Source organism: Marinobacter sp. (assembly GCF_048269445.1).
Taxonomy (GTDB): domain Bacteria; phylum Pseudomonadota; class Gammaproteobacteria; order Pseudomonadales; family Oleiphilaceae; genus Marinobacter.
On the sequence record NZ_JBLXIQ010000006.1, the window covers coordinates 66987 to 84540 of the forward strand.

General features: G+C 56.6%; 18 protein-coding genes. 9 read left to right on the forward strand and 9 right to left on the reverse strand.

The window, feature by feature from the left end; translation table 11 throughout:
- Positions 1-18 precede the first annotated feature (18 nt).
- Positions 19-1314: a YeaH/YhbH family protein gene (locus tag ACN0XM_RS13585; RefSeq protein WP_417567483.1), complete on the forward strand. Its 1296-nt coding sequence runs from the start codon at positions 19-21 to the stop codon at positions 1312-1314.
- Positions 1311-2870 carry a SpoVR family protein gene (locus ACN0XM_RS13590; protein ID WP_417567484.1) on the forward strand — a complete coding sequence of 520 codons (1560 nt, stop codon included), beginning with the start codon at positions 1311-1313 and terminating at the stop codon, positions 2868-2870. The genes ACN0XM_RS13585 and ACN0XM_RS13590 overlap by 4 nt, the downstream gene beginning before the upstream one ends.
- On the opposite strand, the gene ACN0XM_RS13595 is transcribed toward ACN0XM_RS13590, so the two are convergent.
- Genes ACN0XM_RS13595 through ACN0XM_RS13605 form a run of 3 tightly spaced genes read right to left on the reverse strand, consistent with a single transcriptional unit; the run spans position 2871 to position 5371 of the window.
- A complete protein-coding gene (locus tag ACN0XM_RS13595) occupies positions 2871-4229 on the reverse strand; it encodes a TrpB-like pyridoxal phosphate-dependent enzyme (RefSeq protein WP_417567485.1) in 1359 nt (452 codons plus the stop codon).
- A 31-nt stretch (positions 4230-4260) separates the two neighbouring features.
- Entirely contained in the window at positions 4261-4998 is a 738-nt protein-coding gene (locus ACN0XM_RS13600) for an LrgB family protein (RefSeq protein WP_417567486.1), read from the reverse strand.
- Positions 4991-5371 (reverse strand): CidA/LrgA family protein, encoded by a 381-nt coding sequence (locus ACN0XM_RS13605; protein WP_417567487.1) that lies wholly within the window; start codon positions 5369-5371, stop codon positions 4991-4993. Before ACN0XM_RS13605 ends, ACN0XM_RS13600 begins: the two co-directional genes overlap by 8 nt.
- A gap of 311 nt (positions 5372-5682) precedes the next feature.
- Between ACN0XM_RS13605 and ACN0XM_RS13610 the strand changes: the two genes are divergently transcribed.
- The gene (locus ACN0XM_RS13610) at positions 5683-7161 is read left to right on the forward strand and encodes a WS/DGAT/MGAT family O-acyltransferase (protein WP_417567488.1); all 1479 of its coding nucleotides are present in this window, start codon (positions 5683-5685) and stop codon (positions 7159-7161) included.
- 20 nt (positions 7162-7181) lie between these two features.
- On the opposite strand, the gene ACN0XM_RS13615 is transcribed toward ACN0XM_RS13610, so the two are convergent.
- On the reverse strand, positions 7182-7808 hold the full coding sequence (locus ACN0XM_RS13615; RefSeq protein WP_099617329.1) for a TetR family transcriptional regulator: 627 nt from the start codon (positions 7806-7808) through the stop codon (positions 7182-7184).
- A 194-nt stretch (positions 7809-8002) separates the two neighbouring features.
- On the opposite strand from ACN0XM_RS13615, the gene ACN0XM_RS13620 reads away from it, so the two are divergent.
- Together ACN0XM_RS13620 and ACN0XM_RS13625 are read left to right on the forward strand one after the other, a co-directional pair.
- Positions 8003-9106 carry a ferredoxin reductase gene (locus tag ACN0XM_RS13620; protein ID WP_417567489.1) on the forward strand — a complete coding sequence of 368 codons (1104 nt, stop codon included), beginning with the start codon at positions 8003-8005 and terminating at the stop codon, positions 9104-9106.
- 54 nt (positions 9107-9160) lie between these two features.
- Positions 9161-10237 carry a fatty acid desaturase family protein gene (locus ACN0XM_RS13625; RefSeq protein ID WP_417567490.1) on the forward strand — a complete coding sequence of 359 codons (1077 nt, stop codon included), beginning with the start codon at positions 9161-9163 and terminating at the stop codon, positions 10235-10237.
- Here ACN0XM_RS13625 and ACN0XM_RS13630 read toward each other — a convergent pair.
- The 4 genes from ACN0XM_RS13630 to ACN0XM_RS13645 form a co-directional block, all read right to left on the reverse strand.
- Positions 10227-12062 (reverse strand): 7TM diverse intracellular signaling domain-containing protein, encoded by a 1836-nt coding sequence (locus ACN0XM_RS13630; protein WP_417567491.1) that lies wholly within the window; start codon positions 12060-12062, stop codon positions 10227-10229. The two genes, ACN0XM_RS13625 and ACN0XM_RS13630, sit on opposite strands and share 11 nt — an antisense overlap.
- A 112-nt stretch (positions 12063-12174) precedes the next feature.
- Positions 12175-12612 (reverse strand): RrF2 family transcriptional regulator, encoded by a 438-nt coding sequence (locus ACN0XM_RS13635; protein WP_417567492.1) that lies wholly within the window; start codon positions 12610-12612, stop codon positions 12175-12177.
- 28 nt (positions 12613-12640) lie between these two features.
- Positions 12641-13033, reverse strand: coding sequence for a YbaN family protein (locus tag ACN0XM_RS13640; RefSeq protein WP_417567493.1), 393 nt, complete (start codon positions 13031-13033; stop codon positions 12641-12643).
- A 23-nt stretch (positions 13034-13056) separates the two neighbouring features.
- Complete coding sequence (locus ACN0XM_RS13645) at positions 13057-13272, reverse strand: hypothetical protein (RefSeq protein WP_417567494.1); 216 nt, start codon at positions 13270-13272, stop codon at positions 13057-13059.
- A 167-nt stretch (positions 13273-13439) separates the two neighbouring features.
- On the opposite strand from ACN0XM_RS13645, the gene ACN0XM_RS13650 reads away from it, so the two are divergent.
- The 4 genes from ACN0XM_RS13650 (at position 13440) to ACN0XM_RS13665 (ending at position 16924) form a co-directional block, all read left to right on the forward strand.
- Entirely contained in the window at positions 13440-13925 is a 486-nt protein-coding gene (locus ACN0XM_RS13650; protein ID WP_417567495.1) for a hemerythrin domain-containing protein, read from the forward strand.
- A 113-nt stretch (positions 13926-14038) separates the two neighbouring features.
- Positions 14039-15031, forward strand: coding sequence for a GTP 3',8-cyclase MoaA (gene moaA / locus ACN0XM_RS13655; RefSeq protein ID WP_417567496.1), 993 nt, complete (start codon positions 14039-14041; stop codon positions 15029-15031).
- Between the two features lie 144 nt (positions 15032-15175).
- The gene (locus tag ACN0XM_RS13660; RefSeq protein WP_417567497.1) at positions 15176-16195 is read left to right on the forward strand and encodes a helix-turn-helix domain-containing protein; all 1020 of its coding nucleotides are present in this window, start codon (positions 15176-15178) and stop codon (positions 16193-16195) included.
- 147 nt (positions 16196-16342) lie between these two features.
- The gene (locus ACN0XM_RS13665; RefSeq protein WP_417567498.1) at positions 16343-16924 is read left to right on the forward strand and encodes a DUF6448 family protein; all 582 of its coding nucleotides are present in this window, start codon (positions 16343-16345) and stop codon (positions 16922-16924) included.
- A 33-nt stretch (positions 16925-16957) separates the two neighbouring features.
- Here the strand turns inward: ACN0XM_RS13665 and ACN0XM_RS13670 are convergent, their stop codons facing one another.
- Entirely contained in the window at positions 16958-17548 is a 591-nt protein-coding gene (locus ACN0XM_RS13670; RefSeq protein ID WP_417567499.1) for a nitrous oxide reductase accessory protein NosL, read from the reverse strand.
- Positions 17549-17554 lie beyond the last annotated feature (6 nt).

Below are 17554 nucleotides of genomic sequence, written 5' to 3' on the forward strand. Positions count from 1 at the left end.
CTGAGCTGGAGTTACGCCATGGGAATGACCCACATAGTCGACCGGCGACTGAACGGTAAGAACAAAAGCGCGGTGAACCGGGAACGGTTCCTGCGCCGCTACCGCCATCACATTAAACGTGCCGTGGCGGATGCGGTGCAGAAGCGCTCGATAACAGACATAGAACGGGGTGAGAAAGTCAGCATTCCGTCCCGGGACATTGAAGAACCCATCTTCCATCATGGCCAGGGCGGCCGGCGGGAGGTGGTTCACCCTGGCAACCAGGAGTTTGTGGCCGGGGACACCATCCCCAAACCCGAAGGCGGGGGAGGCCAGGGCTCCGGAAAGGGGCAGGCCAGCCCGGATGGCGAAGGCATGGACGAATTCGCCTTCCAGATTACCCAGGAAGAGTTCCTGGATTTCCTGTTCGACGACCTGGAACTCCCCAATCTTGCCCGAAAAAAACTGAAGGATACCGAAGCGTTCAAATACGTTCGCTCTGGCTTCAGCACCCAGGGAGTGCCAGCCAAGCTGGATGTCGTGCGCTCCCTGCGCGGCGCCCATGCTCGGCGCCTGGGTCTTGGCGGTGCCCGCAAGAAGAAAATCCGGGATCTGGAAAAACAACTGGAAGCCCTGAAATCGGCCCCAGACGATCTGGATCCGGCGTTCAGCCATGAGGACCAGATTCAGGTTCTGGAGGAAGAAATTGCCCGCCTGAAAGCGAATGTAAAACGAATCCCGTTCATTGATGAAATCGACCTGCGCTACCGCCAGCACCTGAAGCAGCCGCAACCAGCCACCAGTGCTGTCATGTTCTGCCTCATGGATGTGTCCGGGTCGATGACCCAGATGCACAAGGACATCGCCAAGCGCTTCTTCATCCTGCTGTACCTGTTCCTGAAGAAGAACTACAAGAAGATCGAAGTAGTCTTCATCCGCCACCACACCAGCGCTAAGGAAGTGGACGAGGAGGAGTTCTTCTATTCCCGGGAAACCGGCGGCACCATCGTCTCCAGCGCGCTCAAACTGATGCACAAGATTGTTGAATCCCGCTATTCCCCGTCCGAGTGGAATATCTATGCGGCACAGGCATCAGACGGCGACAACTGGAATGATGACTCCCCGGTCTGCGGCAAGATTCTCGCTGACAGCATTTTGCCGCTGGTGCAGTACTTCGCCTATGTGGAAATCACGCCACAGGATCACCAGATGCTCTGGTATGAATACGAAAAGATTCACGAACGTTTCCCCCAGAGCTTTGCGTTACAGCAGATCGCTGACCCCGGCGACATCTACCCGGTGTTCCGCCAGTTGTTTGAGAGGAAAGCCGCATGACCAACCTGATGGACCGCCCGAATCTGCCGGGAAGTGACCAGCCCCGAGCCCGGGAACCGATTTCCACAGGCTCTGAATGGACCTTCGAGCTGGTCCAGAAATACGACGACGAAATCGCCAAATGCGCCGCCGAGTTCGGTCTGGACACCTACCCCAACCAGGTTGAGGTGATCAGCGCCGAACAGATGATGGACGCCTATAGCTCTGTGGGCATGCCCGTTGGCTACCACCACTGGTCCTTCGGTAAGCAGTTTCTCAGTACTTCAAAGGGATACCAACGGGGCCAGATGGGTCTGGCCTATGAGATCGTCATCAACTCCAATCCCTGCATCGCTTACCTGATGGAGGAAAATACCCTGCCCATGCAGGCGCTGGTGATTGCCCATGCCTCCTATGGCCACAATTCCTTCTTCAAAGGCAATTACCTGTTCCGCACTTGGACAGACGCCAGCGCTATTATTGATTACCTGGTGTTTGCCCGGAATTACGTGGCTGAGTGTGAAGAGCGTTACGGCGTTGACGCGGTGGAAGAGATTCTGGATTCCTGCCACGCCCTGATGAACTATGGCGTAGACCGCTACAAGCGGCCCGCCCCCATCTCTGCCTCGGAAGAATTGCGGCGGCAGAAGGAGCGGGAGGAATACCAGCAACGGCGCATCAACGACCTGTGGCGTACCATCCCGAAAATGGACGAGGATGATGACCCGGTGAATCGGCGCAAGCGCTACCCCGAGGAACCGCAGGAAAACATTCTCTATTTCATCGAGAAAAACGCCCCACTGCTGGAGACCTGGCAGCGCGAGATCATCCGCATCGTGCGCAAACTGGCCCAGTATTTCTATCCGCAGCGCCAGACCCAGGTAATGAACGAGGGCTGGGCCACCTTCTGGCACTATACCTTGCTGCACCGCATGTACGACAAGGGCCTGGTGAACGACGGTTTCATGCTCGAATTCCTCCAGAGCCACTCGGCCGTGGTCTATCAGCCGCCATTCAACAGCCCCTGGTACTCGGGCATCAACCCCTACACCCTGGGCTTCTCGATCTTCACGGACCTTCGCCGGATTTGTGAGAAGCCAACGGAGGAAGACCGCCACTGGTTCCCGGACATCGCCGGCAGTGATTGGCTGGAAACCCTGCATTTCGCGATGAAGAACTTCAAGGACGAGAGTTTTATCCAGCAGTTTCTCTCGCCCAAGGTGATGCGGGACCTGAAGCTGTTCGCGATCCAGAACGACGACCAGGAAGATGTCTACCGGGTAACCGCCATTCACGACGAGCCGGGCTATCGGGAACTGCGAGAAAAACTGGCCCGCCAGTACAACCTCAGCTACCGTGAGCCGAACATTCAGGTTTGGAACGTGGATGTGCGCGGTGACCGCTCACTGACCCTGCGGCACGTTCCGGTCGATCGGGTGCCGTTGGGCAAGGAAACCAGCGAAGTACTGCGCCACGCACACCGGTTATGGGGCTTTGATGTGCACCTGGAGAGCGTGGACGACGGCGCAACTGTCCAGGAATACCATTGCCCACCTCAGGAATTCGAGGAGGACTGATCAGGCATTGATGGACGGCAGCCCGGAAAGGGCCATTGCCAATTCCTGTTCGTCGTATTCGTGGTCACTCAGGTCACCGGCGAAATAGGACGTGTAGGCCGCCATATCGAAGTGACCATGGCCACAGAGGTTGAACAGAATGACCTCTTCCTTGCCCTCCCGCTTGCAGCGCAGGGCTTCGTCAATGGCGCCCTTGACCGCGTGGTTGGCTTCCGGCGCAGGCACGATGCCCTCGTTCCGGGCAAACAGCACGCCAGCCTCAAAGCATTCGCGTTGGGTGTAGGACACAGCCTCAAACAGACCCAGCTCCTTGGCATGGGAAACCATAGGCGCCATGCCATGGTAACGCAGCCCTCCAGCATGGAAACCCGGCGGCGTAAAGCCGGAGCCCAGGGTGTGCATCTTGGTGAGCGGCGTCATGTGTGCAGTATCGCCGTAATCGTAGGCGTACTTGCCACGGGTCAGGGTCGGACAGGCCGAGGGTTCCACGGCAACGATCCTGGATTTTTGCCCGCCCCGGAGCGCATGGCCCATAAACGGAAAGGCAATGCCGGCAAAGTTGGAACCACCGCCGGTGCAGCCCACGATGACATCGGGCCAACAGTCCGCCATTTCCATCTGTTGCATGCATTCCATACCAATAATGCTCTGGTGCAGCAACACATGATTCAGCACGGAGCCCAGAGCGTACTTGGTATTCGGATCCTGCACAGCCAGTTCCACCGCTTCGGAAATGGCAATGCCGAGGCTGCCGTTGTGGTCCGGATTCTCCGCCAGCACCTTGCGTCCGAATTCGGTCAGCTCCGAGGGCGAGGCTACGCATTTCGCGCCATAGGTTTCCATCACCGCCCGGCGATAGGGTTTCTGGTTGTAGGAAACCCGTACCTGGAACACGGTAACGTCAATATCAAACAGTGAACCCGCGAAGGACAGCGACGTACCCCACTGCCCGGCGCCGGTTTCTGTGGTGAGGTTACGAATGCCCGCTTCACGGTTGTAGAACGCCTGAGGAATGGCGGTATTGGGCTTGTGGCTGCCCGCCGGGCTTACACCTTCGTACTTGTAGAAAATTTTCGCCGGTGTACCAAGTGCCTTCTCGAGACGATGAGCCCGGTATAACGGAGCCGGGCGCCAGAGTTTGTATACGTCGCGCACCGGCTCGGGAATCTCGATTTCCCGCTCGGTGGTCACTTCCTGTTCGATCAGCGCCATCGGAAACAGAGGCTCAAGATCGGAAGGTCCTACCGGCTGTTGAGTTCCCGGATGTAGCACCGCCGGTAACGGCTCTGGCAGATCCGCCTGCAGGTTGTACCAGTACTTCGGCATCTGGCTTTCTTCGAGAAGGTACTTCGTTTGCATGGTTCTGGATTCCTCTATATTTGCTTTTTTGTCATACCGGTAGCCAGGCTTCAAGCAGATCGACCAGCCAGGGCACCAGTAGCGCCGTAGCGAAGGCCGAAAGCGCCATCGCCAGCCCGGAGAACGCCCCCATCTGGGAACTTACCTGGAAGGCCCGGGCAGTCCCGATGCCGTGCGCCGCGACGCCCATGGCGATGCCTTTGGCGGTATCATCCCGCACCCCGACCCATTCGAACAGCTTGGTGCCGAGAACAGCTCCAGTGATCCCCGTGATCACCACCAGCACTGCGGTAAGCGACGGCAGCCCGCCAATTTTTTCCGAAATACCCATAGCCACGGGCGCCGTGGCAGATTTGGGAGCGAGCGACATCTGGATTTCCATAGAGCCACCAAGCAGCCGGGCCAGGCCAATGGAGCTTCCGGCAGCAATCACCACACCGCAGAACAGGGAGATCATTACCGGCAACCAGAGTTGACGCAGTCTGGAAAATTGTTGATACAGGGGAACGGCCAGGGCAACCGTGGCGGGCCCCAGCAGGAAGTGAACAAACTGGCCGCCTTCAAAGTAGTCACTGTAAGAAGTACCGGTGGCCAACAGCAGGATGATAAGCATCGCGACCGAGGTGACCACCGGATTGGCCAGGGGGTTGGAGTTGGTTTTCAGGTACAACCGGTAGGCCAGCCCGTAGGCCATCAGGGTAATGGTTAGCCCCAGCAGCGGAGAGGCAGACAGGTAGACCCAGATATCCTTGAGGCCCGGCTCATTCATCTTGCTCACCCTTCCCGGCCAGTGGTTTGGTAAACCAGCGGGTCGTCACCTGCATGATCAGGGCGGTGGCAACCATCGTGATTACGGTACTCAGAAGCAAAGCCAGAGTGATCGGCACCCACTCGTCGGCAATGCGACCAAAATGCGCGATCATGCCCACACCCGCAGGCACGAACAGCAAAGAGAGATGGCTCAGCAATGCGCTAGACGCTTGGTCTACCGATTCCGGGGTTCGGCCACGGATCATCAGGGTAATAAACAACATGACCATGCCAAGCACCGGCCCGGGGATCGGCAGGCCCAACAGACGAACCGTAATTTCACCCACCAACTGGTACACCAGTAGCAGGGTAATGCCATTCAGAAACTGCATCGGTAAGTATTCCTGTCAGTGAGTCTGGACTTTTGTATTGGGAACATCAGTACCCCATAAATCTCTGCCGGTATGGGCACGGGACTGGATTCCACAGTGCCTCCGGACGTTCTTGTTTTTACTGCAACCAACCGATGAAAAGTAGCACAGACTGTGCACTTGCGTGAGCCTTCCGCGGCAAGCTCCTGGAATAGTGAAACAGCGCAAAACCGGAGAACTTTCTGGCCGGGAGCATCGTGTCCTGAACCGGTTATCAGTATACTTGCAACAGACAAATAAAATACCTGGACACTCGTGGAGACACACAAGGAATGAAACGCCTGGGAACCCTGGATGCCTCTTGGCTGGCCGTAGAATCTGAAGATACCCCCATGCACGTGGGAAATCTGCAGATCTTTTCGCTACCGGAAGGAGCCTCTGAAACCTTTCTTCGGGACATGATCACCCGCATGAAAGAAACCGGCGACGTAGCGCCTCCGTGGTGCTACAAGCTTGCCTGGTCCGGCTTCCTGGGCCGGGTTCTGGCGCCGGCCTGGAAAGTCGATAAGGACATCGATCTGGATTACCACGTCCGCCACTCTGCCCTGCCCCGCCCTGGCGGTGAACGTGAACTGGGCATCCTGGTTTCGCGACTGCACTCCAACCCCCTCGATTTTGCCCGCCCGCTCTGGGAGTGCCATGTTATCGAGGGACTGGAAAACAACCGCTTTGCCCTTTACACCAAGATGCATCATTCGATGATTGATGGCATCAGCGGTGTTCGCCTGATGCAACGGGTGCTGACCACCGACCCGGATAAAAAGAACATGGCTCCCCCCTGGTCGGTTCGGCCAGAACGCCGCCGGGGCAGCAAAACCGATTCCGAAGCCAGCGTACCGGGTGCTTTCTCACAGGCCATGGATGCCCTGAAGTTGCAGGCGGACATGGCGCCACGGCTCTGGCAGGCGGGAAACCGGCTGGTCCATTCGGTCCGCCATCCGGAGGATGGCCTCACCGCGCCTTTCACCGGGCCGGTATCGAAGATCAATCACCGGGTAACCGGCCAACGCCGGTTCGCCACCCAGCATTACCAGCTCGACCGCATCAAAGAGGTCGCACGAGTATCCGGCGGCTCCCTGAACGATATCGTGCTGTACCTGTGCGGGACCGCCCTCCGGCGCTTTCTGCTTGAGCAGGATGAGCTACCCGACACTCCCCTTACCGCGGGCATACCGGTCAATATCCGGCCATCCGATGATGAGGGCACCGGTACCCAGATCAGCTTTATTATTGCGTCCCTGGCGACCGACGAAGCGGACCCGCTGACACGCCTGCAAAATATCAAGACCTCAAGCCGGCGGGCGAAAGAACATCTGCAGAAGCTGCCCAAGAGCGCACTGACCCAGTACACCATGCTGCTGATGTCTCCCTACATCCTCCAGCTGATGTCCGGGCTGGGCGGGCGAATGCGCCCGGTGTTCAACGTCACCATCTCCAACGTACCCGGCCCCCAGAGAACGCTTTACTATGAGGGTGCCAGGTTGGAGGCCATGTACCCGGTGTCATTGATCACCCATGGCGGCGCTCTCAACATTACCTGCCTGAGTTATGCGGGATCTCTGAATTTTGGCTTCACCGGTTGTCGGGATACCCTGCCAAGCATGCAGAAACTGGCGGTGTATACGGGAGAGGCACTGGATGAGCTGGAAAGCCTAATTTTGCCGCCACCGGCGAAACCAGAAGCCGTTGAAAAAACGGAAGCGGCCCCGAAACCGCGGAAACCGCGAAAGAAAGCCGCACCGAAAACGTAAAGGCGTATGCCCGGGCCCGCTTAGCCCGGGCTTTTCCAGTTCGCCGCGCCCACGAAGATCAACTGAAGGAAGCGGGTGGTCCGCTTCCTGATCTGCTCAATCTGGTAATCATCATCCGGTGAAACTCCCAGCAGATCGGTCAGGCTGAAAGCGACACTTCGCACCACCAGATCAGAGGTCATATCCAGATCCTGGTCGTTAAGATGATCCACCAGTCTCAGTCTGCGCAAGTCGTTGGCCAGCTCACTGGCGAAATACCGCATTTCGCTGCGAATGCCCTCCTGCACTGCCCGGCTCTCTCCGGCAAGCCCCTGGGCCATGAACATAAAAAAGCTCCGGTTGGCCCGAGCGTGGCTGATGAAGATCGCCACGGATTCCTCAATCAGCTTGTCCGCCTGCAGCACATTGGCCCGGGCCTCACGCATCATCCGGCGCAATACCAGTCCCAGCTCATCCACCAGCTGCAAGCCCAGGTCATCCATATTGCGGAAATGGCGATAGAACGAGGTTGGCACCACCCCAGCCTGTCGCGTTACTTCCCGGATGCCAAGACTGGCAAAATGCCGTCCCTTCCCCACCAGTGTTAACGCCGCATTCATCAATTTCTCGCGGGTTTCACCGGGCTTTCTTCGCTGTTTTTCCGCCATCGCCTGCCCGTACTGCCTACCGTTGATCAATGGTTAACAAGTGTACACACCCGGAAAAATAAAAGTACAGAATGTTTGTCATTTTACGCCAATGCACAAGTACCCATTGTCTCCTCCAATATCCCTGTGTACATTCGTACACATAAGTGTACAAATGTGCACAAAGATCAGGATATTCACGGGAGACAACCACCATGCTAGCGAAACAGACTCAGAGCGGAGCGCTGCATTGGCTTGGCAGGCAGCTATTCAACCGGGATGACCCGGCTGCATTTTTCGATCCTCTGCTTGAGCGCATCAATCCGATGTGGGTACAAGAGTACACACCGGCACGAGTGGAACAGATCATCCAGGAAACCCCGGACACCAAAACCCTGGTACTGAAGCCGTCCCGTAGGTGGTCCGGATTCAGGGCCGGTCAGCATGTAAACATCTGTGTTGATGTGGGTGGCATCCGGCGTAACCGCACTTTCAGTCTTTCGAGCTCCCCGATTCTCTGGCAGGAACAGGGACGGGTGACGCTCACCATCAAACGTCTACCGGGTGGTCGGGTGACTAAATGGATACATGATGCACTCCAGACCGGCACCGTGATCGGAATGGGCGAGGCCTTCGGTGATTTTCTTGTTCCCGAGCCGGCCCAACCATTGCTCTTCATTACCGGAGGCAGCGGGATCACGCCGGTTTTGAGCCAGCTTGAAACCATGGCTGCCACCGACTACCGGGCACCCGTGACGCTGCTTTACTTCGTTCGAACCGGAGACGACGTCATCGCCAGGGAAAAACTTCAGGCCCTGTCAGCTCGCTACAGTGCGCTGACCCTGAACATCATCGCAACCCATGAAACAGAGGCACCCCGTTACCTGTGCGACGAGGATCTTGATGCCATACCCGGAATCAAGGCGCGGCAGGCCTTCCTTTGCGGTCCGACAGGGCTGATGGACCTGGCCCGGAATCTTCTGCATCAGCGGGGCATTACCGACACAGACATTCACAGCACTTTCTTTTCGGTGCCACAGGCCGACCTGGGCAACGAGGCACTGGGCGGGCAAGTCCGGTTTGCCGAAAGCAAGCAGGACATAGCGTCCGAGGGCGATGCCACCTTGCTGGACATTGCCGAAGCCGCCGGCCTGTCACCGCGCAATGGCTGCCGTATGGGCATCTGCCACCAGTGCAGCTGCCGAAAAACCGCCGGCACCGTGGTCAATCGCCTGACCGGTCAAACGTCCGGCCCGGGTGAGGAAAACATTCAGATTTGCATTTCGGTGCCCAAGGGCCCGGTCTCCATCGACATCTAAGATCCGACATCCAATTACATCGCGGAGTCTGAAATCTCCGCAAGGAGCACCACCATGAAACAGATGACCGAAGCACAGCTCTCGGAACTCGAACAGGATCTCAACGCCATTCGGGATGAGGTTATCGCCGATCTCGGCGAGCGAGATGCCCATTACATCCGCCGGATGGTACGCCTGCATCGAATGCTCGAAGCCGGTGGCCGGGTGATGATGCCGTTTGGCTTCATTCCGCCGGTCTTCGTCGCGGCAACGGCAACCCTGGGCATTGCCAAGATTCTGGAGAACATGGAGATCGGCCACAACGTGATGCATGGCCAGTACGACTGGATGAACGACCCAAGCCTGCATTCTCAAACCTACGAGTGGGACACCGTCTGCACCGGTGATTCCTGGCGCCGTACCCATAATTATGAGCACCACACCTACACCAATATCATCGGCAAAGATCGGGATTACGGGTACGCGGTTCTGCGGCTAAGCGATGATGAACCCTGGAGGCCGCGGCATTCCCTGCAGTTCATCAACTACATTCTGCTCAGCGTGTTCTTCCAGTGGGGTGTGGGACTGCACGAACTGGAAACAGAGAAGCTTCAGCGCAGGGAGATCAGCTTACGCGAAAAGCTGCCGTTCCTGAAAGAGTTTGCCCGCAAGGGCGGCCGGCAGGCGTTCAAGGACTATGTGTTCTTCCCATTGGTCACCTTCCCGGTGGCGCCCATCGTTCTGGCCGGCAACGTGGGCGCAAACCTGATACGCAACCTCTGGTCGTCAACGGTGATTTTCTGCGGCCACTTTACCCAGGACGCCGAAACCTTCAGCGAGGAAGAATGCGAAGGTGAGAGCAAGGGCCACTGGTACCGGCGCCAGCTAACCGGCTCCTCAAACTTTACCGGCAGCCGCTGGCTGCATATCCTGAGCGGACACCTGAGCTACCAGGTAGAACACCATGTGTTCCCCGACCTGCCCGCACACCGCTACCCGGAAATCTCCGGAAGAGTACAGGCGGTCTGTCAGAAGCATGGCATTCACTACAACACCGGCAGCTTCGCCCGGCAGTACGGCACAGTATTGAAGCGGGTTCTCCGGCACTCCCTGCCCGAGCGTCTTGGAGGAGGCTCCGCCACTACGGCATAACGGGCTCAAAGGTTCCGGAATGCAGGTTGCCGGGCGCATGGACCGTCACCCGGTTCCGGCCAGCCTGCTTGGAGGCATAGAGGGCCCCGTCTGCCGCCGAAATCAGCTCGCACGGCTCCACGGAAGCACCACCGGGAGCCGTCGCCACGCCGAGACTGACGGTTACCGGAACCGGCTGCCCTTCCCATTCAAATCGCAGATCACGCTCAACCGTCGCACGAACCTTTTCCGCCAGTGTCCTGGCTCCGATGGCATCGGTATAGGGCAGGATAATGGCAAACTCTTCTCCGCCATAACGCGCGACAATGTCGGTTTCCCGGCGGACAACCACTGCCAGGGTATCAGCAAGGCGCTGCAGGCACGCATCCCCAGCCTGGTGCCCCAGATTGTCGTTAAACGATTTGAAGTGATCCACGTCGATCATAATCAGTGCCATCGGACCCTGACGCCGGCAGCGGGCCGCTTCTTCCGCCAGGCGGGCATCGAAATAGCGACGGTTGAATACCCCGGTTAACCCGTCCGTTGAACTCAGGGCTTCCAGCTGCCGGTTGGCGGCCTCCAGCTCTGATGTTCGCGCGGCAACCCGGGACTCCAGCTTTTCGTTCATTTCCTGCTGGATCTGCTGGTTCTTGAGCGACATGTGCCTCAAGCGGTCAGCCAGGGCAATGGACAGCAGAATGACTTCGAAAGCGGAGCCAATCTGGATACCGAACTCGGTGACAAAGTTGGCGGGTACGATGGCAAACGTCTTGAGCGTGTAAAGAAGCATCCCGGACAACAACGCGGTCCAGGCCACCATGAAATATCGGGCCGGCCGGAACCTGCGATACAGGCAAATTCCACCTGCAAGGATGACAAACCCCACCGATACCGCTGCCATAAAGGTGTTCACTCGAATGACCGGGCCGTACGCGGGCCAGAACAAGGCCGCCGCGCCAGCTATCACAAAGAAGGCCATCAGCGAGAGAAACACCTTCTCAAGCCTGGGAGCATTATCCCTGAGTGCCAGGAACGAGCGCGAAAACCCGAGAACACAGAACATGCCAGCGGCGATCAGGAACGCCACTGCGCGATTGTTCCACCAGGGCGACTCCGGCCAGAGGTGCTCGAATGCCAGACCATTCAGGGTGAACTGGAGCAAGCCATAGGACAGGATATAGGACACGTACCACAGGTAGTTGGTGTCCCGGAACGACACGAAGATCAGAAAATTGAAGATCGCCATGCAAACCAGGAGTCCATAATAGAGCCCCAGCAGGAACCGCTCCTGGTGATCCGCCGAACTGAAGTCATCCGAGTGCCACAGCAGGGTCCGCATCTGCACAGCCCCGGAGGTCCTGACCCGGAAAAACAGATCGACGCTCTGACCGGTCGGCAGCTTCAGGAGAAAATTGATATTGTGGTGGTCCTTGGGACGCTGCCGAAAGGGAATCGCGTCTCCCGCTATCTGGCGACTAATGCTCCCGTCCGCCAGGACGAAGAAAACTTCCATTTCATCAATGATCGGATACAGGCCTTCAATCACCCATCGGTCATTCGGGCTGGAGTTGTTCACTACGCGGGTGTGGAACCAGTAGGTCGAATCGGTAAAGCCGAAGTTATACGCTTCATCCGGAATGCCATCGGATGCAATTTTCGGCCAGCGCCGGACTATCTGGACGATGTTCAGGCTGGAGGAAGGATCTTCGTAGTAGGTTAAATGCCGGGATATATCGAGCCTCGCGCTGTCCTCGTCCAACACAACGGGAAAAGTGTCCGGTATTCCGGTTGCAGACGAGCCTGCCGAACACAGCGCCAGCAACACCAGCAAAGCGATATGAATCAAACCGGCCCCAATAACTTTGTTGTTATTTATGAATCAGGATCAATGTTATCGGACCCGCGGATTCATCGGCAGTTTTAAATGGATTTGATTCGTAAGTTTCTGTATCGCCCCATCAGGCGATCTGGAGCAGTCTCAGTAACTGGGGCCTGTGCTGGTCCTGAATAATATCGGCCAGGGTATATTTATCGAGCGCTTCCAGAAACGCTTGCAGTGCCTCCCCGAACATGGATTTCAAGCCACACACAGGGGTTATCTTGCAGGCATTTTTCGACGAAAAGCACTCCACAATGCTCAGGTCCTGCTCGGTTTCCCGAACCAGAATGCCAATATTGATATCCGACGGCGTCATATGAAGACGCATGCCGCCTTTCTTGCCCCGAACCGTTTCGATGTATCCCTTTTTGTTCAGCTGGTGAACCACCTTCATGAGATGGTTTTTGGAGATATCATAGCTGTCGGCAATTTCCTGAATGGTTGCCAGGCGATCACCCTGCACTGCGAGATAAATCAGAACGCGAAGTGAATAATCGGTGTAACGGGTGATATGCATTCAGTACTCCAGTTTCTAATACAGTCGGTCAGTATGATGGACGCGTCACCAGGTAATACGCGGTGCCGCAAAGAAATACGCCTGCTGTCGCCACCAGCACACCCGGCGTCCCCAGAAGAAACAGTAGCCCCCAACTGAAGGCCATCATGCTGCAGGCCAGCACCTTGGCCCGCACCGGAATCGCTCTGCGGGTGCGCCACTGATCAATAGCAGGACCAAACCTGGGATGGCCCTCAAGCCATTGGGCAAAAGCTGGCGAGCCCCTGCTGGCAAAAAAGGCAGCCAGCAGAACAAATGGCGTTGTTGGCAACAGTGGCAAAACCACTCCCACTGCAGCCAGCATCATTGATGTATACGCAAGAATACGAAATCCGGTTTTGCCAATACGATCGCCCATCACGGGGTTCTCACCAAGGTTCATATCTGCATCTATTCTACCGGGATTCAATGAACAGGTCTGCCCAAACGGCTGAGAAATACCAGCCTGGCAACGTAAGCAACCTTGATACCCACAGCGAATAGCAGAGTTCCAACGTGCGCCAGAATCTGAACGGCCATGGAAAAGTACTGCGCCAGCGGGTAAGCCACTAATATCGTCAGCACCAGCCCCAGCAGTGACCAGACTATCGCGCTGTTCGCCCTGAATAACATATTTTCCATTTGAAACCTCCTGCATACATCTTTAATATATCTTTTATAGACTCCTTTTCTTGGAATTTCAACCCTGACACACCCAACCTATAAGGCATTAAACACAAATCAGACCGAAGATGAGCAAGACCAGGTCATCTAACATCTATTTTTTGTACATCTAAAGGAGAAATGCAATGTCCCCACAAACCTGGCTTGAAAAAGCCTCAGAGGAAGAACTGATTGAACACATTCTCAACCGCTATCACGACACCCACCGGGACCAGCTACCCGAATTGATTCGGCTGGCCCAGAGAGTCGAACGAGTGCATGGCAGTCATCCTGAATGTCCTTCTGGCCTCAGCGCTCACCTTGAAACGATGCAGGCAGAGCTCGAAAGCCATATGGCCAAGGAGGAGCAGATTCTGTTTCCAATGATTGTGCGGGGAATTTCCGGCATGGCCCGGGGCCCTATCTCGGTGATGCGCGCTGAGCATGAGGATCACGGTAGCGCCCTTGCCCGGCTTGACACCTACACCAACCACCTGGATCTGCCGGAGGATGCCTGTAATACCTGGCGGAAGCTCTATGAACAGATTGCCACTTTCCGGGAAGACCTGAATGCACATATCGCCCTGGAAAACAGCGTTCTGTTTACGCGGATAGACGGCCTGACCACTTAGTGTCATGCCTGGATCATTCACTTACCTCCCGAGGGGTATCGGAATAATTGATCCAATCTGCAATACTTGGCCTATACTCAGATCAAAAAACAAGCGGTAACAGGATCAACCCGATGCTCCAGAGCAAGCTGACAGACCGTTTTGGCCGTACCGTCAACTATGTGCGGCTGTCCGTCACTGATCGCTGCGATTTCCGCTGCGTGTACTGCATGGCGGAGGACATGACGTTCCTGCCTCGTCAGCAGGTTCTAACTCTGGAAGAGATTGCCCGGGTTGCCCGCAACTTCGTTTCGCTGGGTACCGAAAAAATCCGTCTGACGGGCGGTGAGCCGCTGGTACGCAAGGACATCCTGGAACTGGTCAAGGAAATCGGCACCTACGGGTTGCGTGATTTTGCCATGACCACCAACGGCAGTAAGTTGACCACCATGGCCGAGCCCCTGCGCAAGGCCGGAATGCACCGGCTGAACATCAGCCTCGATTCTCTGGATGCCGAAAAATTCCGCAACATCACTCGCACAGGCAACCTCGGCCAGGTGCTGGATGGTATTGATGCCGCCCGCGAGGCCGGCTTCCGTGGCATCAAACTCAATACCGTGGTCATGAAGGGCCGCAACGATGAAGAGATCCCGGAGCTGATTGAATTCGCCAGAAAGAAACGGGTCGATATCAGTTTCATTGAGGAAATGCCACTGGGTGAAATTTCTGAACATGACCGGGGCCTTGCACTGTGCACCAGCGAAGAAGTGCGGAATATCATCCGCCAGCACCACGAACTGGTGCCCGCCACTGAAGATTCCGGTGGTCCGGCGCGCTACTATCGCATGCCGGACAGTGCCACGAAGGTGGGCTTCATCTCACCCCACTCCCATAATTTCTGCTCGACCTGTAACCGTGTAAGAGTGACCGTTGAGGGGCGGCTTCTGCTGTGCCTGGGCAATGAACACTCGGTGGATCTGCGCCGGGTTCTTCGCGGCAATCCGGTGACGGATGACAAACTGCGCCAGACCATTATCAACGCCATGGACCTGAAGCCGGAGCGCCATCACTTCTCCGCCAATGGGGATGTGCAGATCCTGCGGTTCATGAATATGACCGGCGGCTGATGATACTCACGCGTTGATCCCACCGTGTTCCTGACACTGCCCCAACTTGTATTATTCGGCGTCATTTCGCAGTTCCTGTTTCTGATTCTGCTATGTATTGCGCCTTCGAAAACCCGACGCCTACCGCGGCTGCTCCTGGCACTCATGCTTGCAGGCTTGGTCGGCACCCTGCTCGAGGTTTTCCTACATACAACCGGCCTTGCCTTCAGTTATCCGGACACTGCCTTTACGGGAACCATCCTCGGAATGCTCCAGCCCGGGGCCATTTTTGTGTACGCCCAGTCGGTTATGTATCGCGATTTCCGATTGAGGCTGCGGCATCTGGCCCACCTTCTCCCTGTTCTCGGAGCCATTGTGGTGTTCACTCTGGGTTACTACAGCCTTCCCGCGAAAGCCCAGGCCAAAATGCTGTCAGACAGTCACTACCCCGGCGTCATGGACTCTGTTGTCCTAGCAATTGTCCTTCACGGCATCGTACTCGGGTATTTGGTAGCGACACTCAAGAAAATCTCGCGCTTTGGCGTCGAACTGAGGAATATTTTCTCGGATCTCGGCAACAAGGAGCTGAGCTGGCTCCGGAATTTGCTTCTAGCCTACGGGACGGCCTGGTCACTCAGTCTTGTCTACTGCCTGCTCGCCCATGTGATGCGGGTACCTGGCATCCATCAGTCGCTAACCATTGCCACGACGATGGTCAGCGTTGTCGTCCTGCTACCAATGTCGGTGCTGGCATTCAGGCAACCCACTCTATTTGCGGGTATTGCCCCGACCTTGCTGGATACCAAAGCATCCTCTGGCGCCAACGCCAAAGACCGATCCCCGGAGCCACTAACCAGCCGAATACAGCAAGTGATGGAGCAACACCAACCCTATCTACACTCGAACCTCACTGTGGACCGACTGGCTCGTCTGTCGGACGTGGCGCCCCGGGAGCTGTCCCAATTCCTGAACCAACAGATGGGCAAGAACTTTTACGAGTTCGTGAACAGTTATCGGATCGAGCATGCCCGACGGCGACTTGCAGATCCGGCAGAGACAACGACCATCACCGATATCATGTACGAATCCGGATTCAATTCTAAGTCAGTCTTTAACACACTTTTCCGTAAAACAACCGGCAAGACACCTTCACAGTATCGCCGCTCTTTCGCTAACAACGGCTAGTCGCCGTTCGGCGACGCATTCGAACGTTCGGATTCCTGTATCCGAACGCCAAGGCTCCTCCTTTCGGACAAAGTGGATTTGCAACCGGCGGCTTCGGGACTTTTCCCGGGGCGCCAAAGAAATCCTGACAATACCGAGAGGTTCACCATGAAATCATTCCGCAAAACCCAACGAATTGCCACGCTTGCCCTGATCAGCGGAACACTGCTCTGGAGTTCCGCCAGCTTTGCTCATTGCGACTCAATGGACGGCCCTGTTATCGGAGACGCCCGGACAGCTTTAAACGAACAGTCCCTGAAACCGGTTCTTAAGTGGATCGGCCCCGCCGATGAAAAAGATCTGGCAGCCGCCTTCAACGATACCCTGGAAGTCCGAAAGGGAAACCCACGGGCCCGAGAACTGGCTGACAAGTATTTCTTCGAGACACTGGTGCGACTGCACCGGGCCACTGAAGGTGCACCCTACACAGGGTTAAAGCCGGCTGGCAGCGCGTCCGCCGCAGCCAAGGCCGCTGACAAGGCCCTGGCTGAAGGCAATGTGGACGTCCTGGCACGGAAACTGGGAGAAAAGGTCACCGGCTTTGTCACAAAACAGTTCCACGAAACCATGCAAGGCGTCAACGCCGAGTCAGTTTCGGATGGACGCCAATTCGTCGACAACTACGTTCGTTATGTCCACTCGATTGAGGAGATCCACAACATCGTCGCGGGCGCTCACGACGAACACTGAATCCCGTCCCGGGGTTGGACGCCATTTTCGAAATCAGTGATCTGTGGAGTGCGCAGCCTGTGAACCCTCCGGCTCATTCATCTCGTGCACTCCACTCATCCCGCTCATTCCACCCATTGGGTCACCTGTATTCAGGTGATCCAGGGTGATTTCGCTGTATTTCAGAACCTGTCCGCCATATTCCTTCATGAACTCATGGGCAGAGCTTTCGGTGGCGAATGAGGCCAGTGTTGGGCCCATGGCACCGGTTCGATTGGAGCCGACTACGTAGAATGCTGCCCTGGCGTCGATCAGGGCGGTGTCGTCCGGGCTTTGCCAGCCGGTCTGGGCCATGTCGTGGACGTAGAGGGTGTGGTCGCGGTGGATGTTTTCCGGCTGTAGCATCCAGGCGAACATGTCCCTGGTGGAGCAGAACTTGCGGACCTGCTGGTCTTTTTCGGTGATGGCCTGGCCTTTGGGGCCGGGAAAGCCCTCGATGATCATGCCGCAGACATGGCATTCGTCACCGCTATCAAAATGCACCGGGGCGGGTTTGGCGGTCGTTTGTTCTTCATTTTCCGAGCAGGCCGTCAGTGTAAGGACTGCCAGGGCGGCGAGGAACCAGTTCAGTTTAATTGTTTTCATCGGGAC

Bases quoted from the DNA above. Each gene is read 5' to 3' on its own strand.
- ACN0XM_RS13585 (WP_417567483.1), top strand. From the start codon at position 19: ATGGGAATGACCCACATAGTCGACCGGCGACTGAACGGTAAGAACAAA.
- ACN0XM_RS13590 (WP_417567484.1), top strand. From the start codon at position 1,311: ATGACCAACCTGATGGACCGCCCGAATCTGCCGGGAAGTGACCAGCCC.
- ACN0XM_RS13595 (WP_417567485.1), bottom strand. From the start codon at position 4,229: ATGCAAACGAAGTACCTTCTCGAAGAAAGCCAGATGCCGAAGTACTGG.
- ACN0XM_RS13600 (WP_417567486.1), bottom strand. From the start codon at position 4,998: ATGAATGAGCCGGGCCTCAAGGATATCTGGGTCTACCTGTCTGCCTCT.
- ACN0XM_RS13605 (WP_417567487.1), bottom strand. From the start codon at position 5,371: ATGCAGTTTCTGAATGGCATTACCCTGCTACTGGTGTACCAGTTGGTG.
- ACN0XM_RS13610 (WP_417567488.1), top strand. From the start codon at position 5,683: ATGAAACGCCTGGGAACCCTGGATGCCTCTTGGCTGGCCGTAGAATCT.
- ACN0XM_RS13615 (WP_099617329.1), bottom strand. From the start codon at position 7,808: ATGGCGGAAAAACAGCGAAGAAAGCCCGGTGAAACCCGCGAGAAATTG.
- ACN0XM_RS13620 (WP_417567489.1), top strand. From the start codon at position 8,003: ATGCTAGCGAAACAGACTCAGAGCGGAGCGCTGCATTGGCTTGGCAGG.
- ACN0XM_RS13625 (WP_417567490.1), top strand. From the start codon at position 9,161: ATGAAACAGATGACCGAAGCACAGCTCTCGGAACTCGAACAGGATCTC.
- ACN0XM_RS13635 (WP_417567492.1), bottom strand. From the start codon at position 12,612: ATGCATATCACCCGTTACACCGATTATTCACTTCGCGTTCTGATTTAT.
- ACN0XM_RS13640 (WP_417567493.1), bottom strand. From the start codon at position 13,033: ATGAACCTTGGTGAGAACCCCGTGATGGGCGATCGTATTGGCAAAACC.
- ACN0XM_RS13645 (WP_417567494.1), bottom strand. From the start codon at position 13,272: ATGGAAAATATGTTATTCAGGGCGAACAGCGCGATAGTCTGGTCACTG.
- ACN0XM_RS13650 (WP_417567495.1), top strand. From the start codon at position 13,440: ATGTCCCCACAAACCTGGCTTGAAAAAGCCTCAGAGGAAGAACTGATT.
- moaA (WP_417567496.1), top strand. From the start codon at position 14,039: ATGCTCCAGAGCAAGCTGACAGACCGTTTTGGCCGTACCGTCAACTAT.
- ACN0XM_RS13660 (WP_417567497.1), top strand. From the start codon at position 15,176: ATGCTTGCAGGCTTGGTCGGCACCCTGCTCGAGGTTTTCCTACATACA.
- ACN0XM_RS13665 (WP_417567498.1), top strand. From the start codon at position 16,343: ATGAAATCATTCCGCAAAACCCAACGAATTGCCACGCTTGCCCTGATC.
- ACN0XM_RS13670 (WP_417567499.1), bottom strand. From the start codon at position 17,548: ATGAAAACAATTAAACTGAACTGGTTCCTCGCCGCCCTGGCAGTCCTT.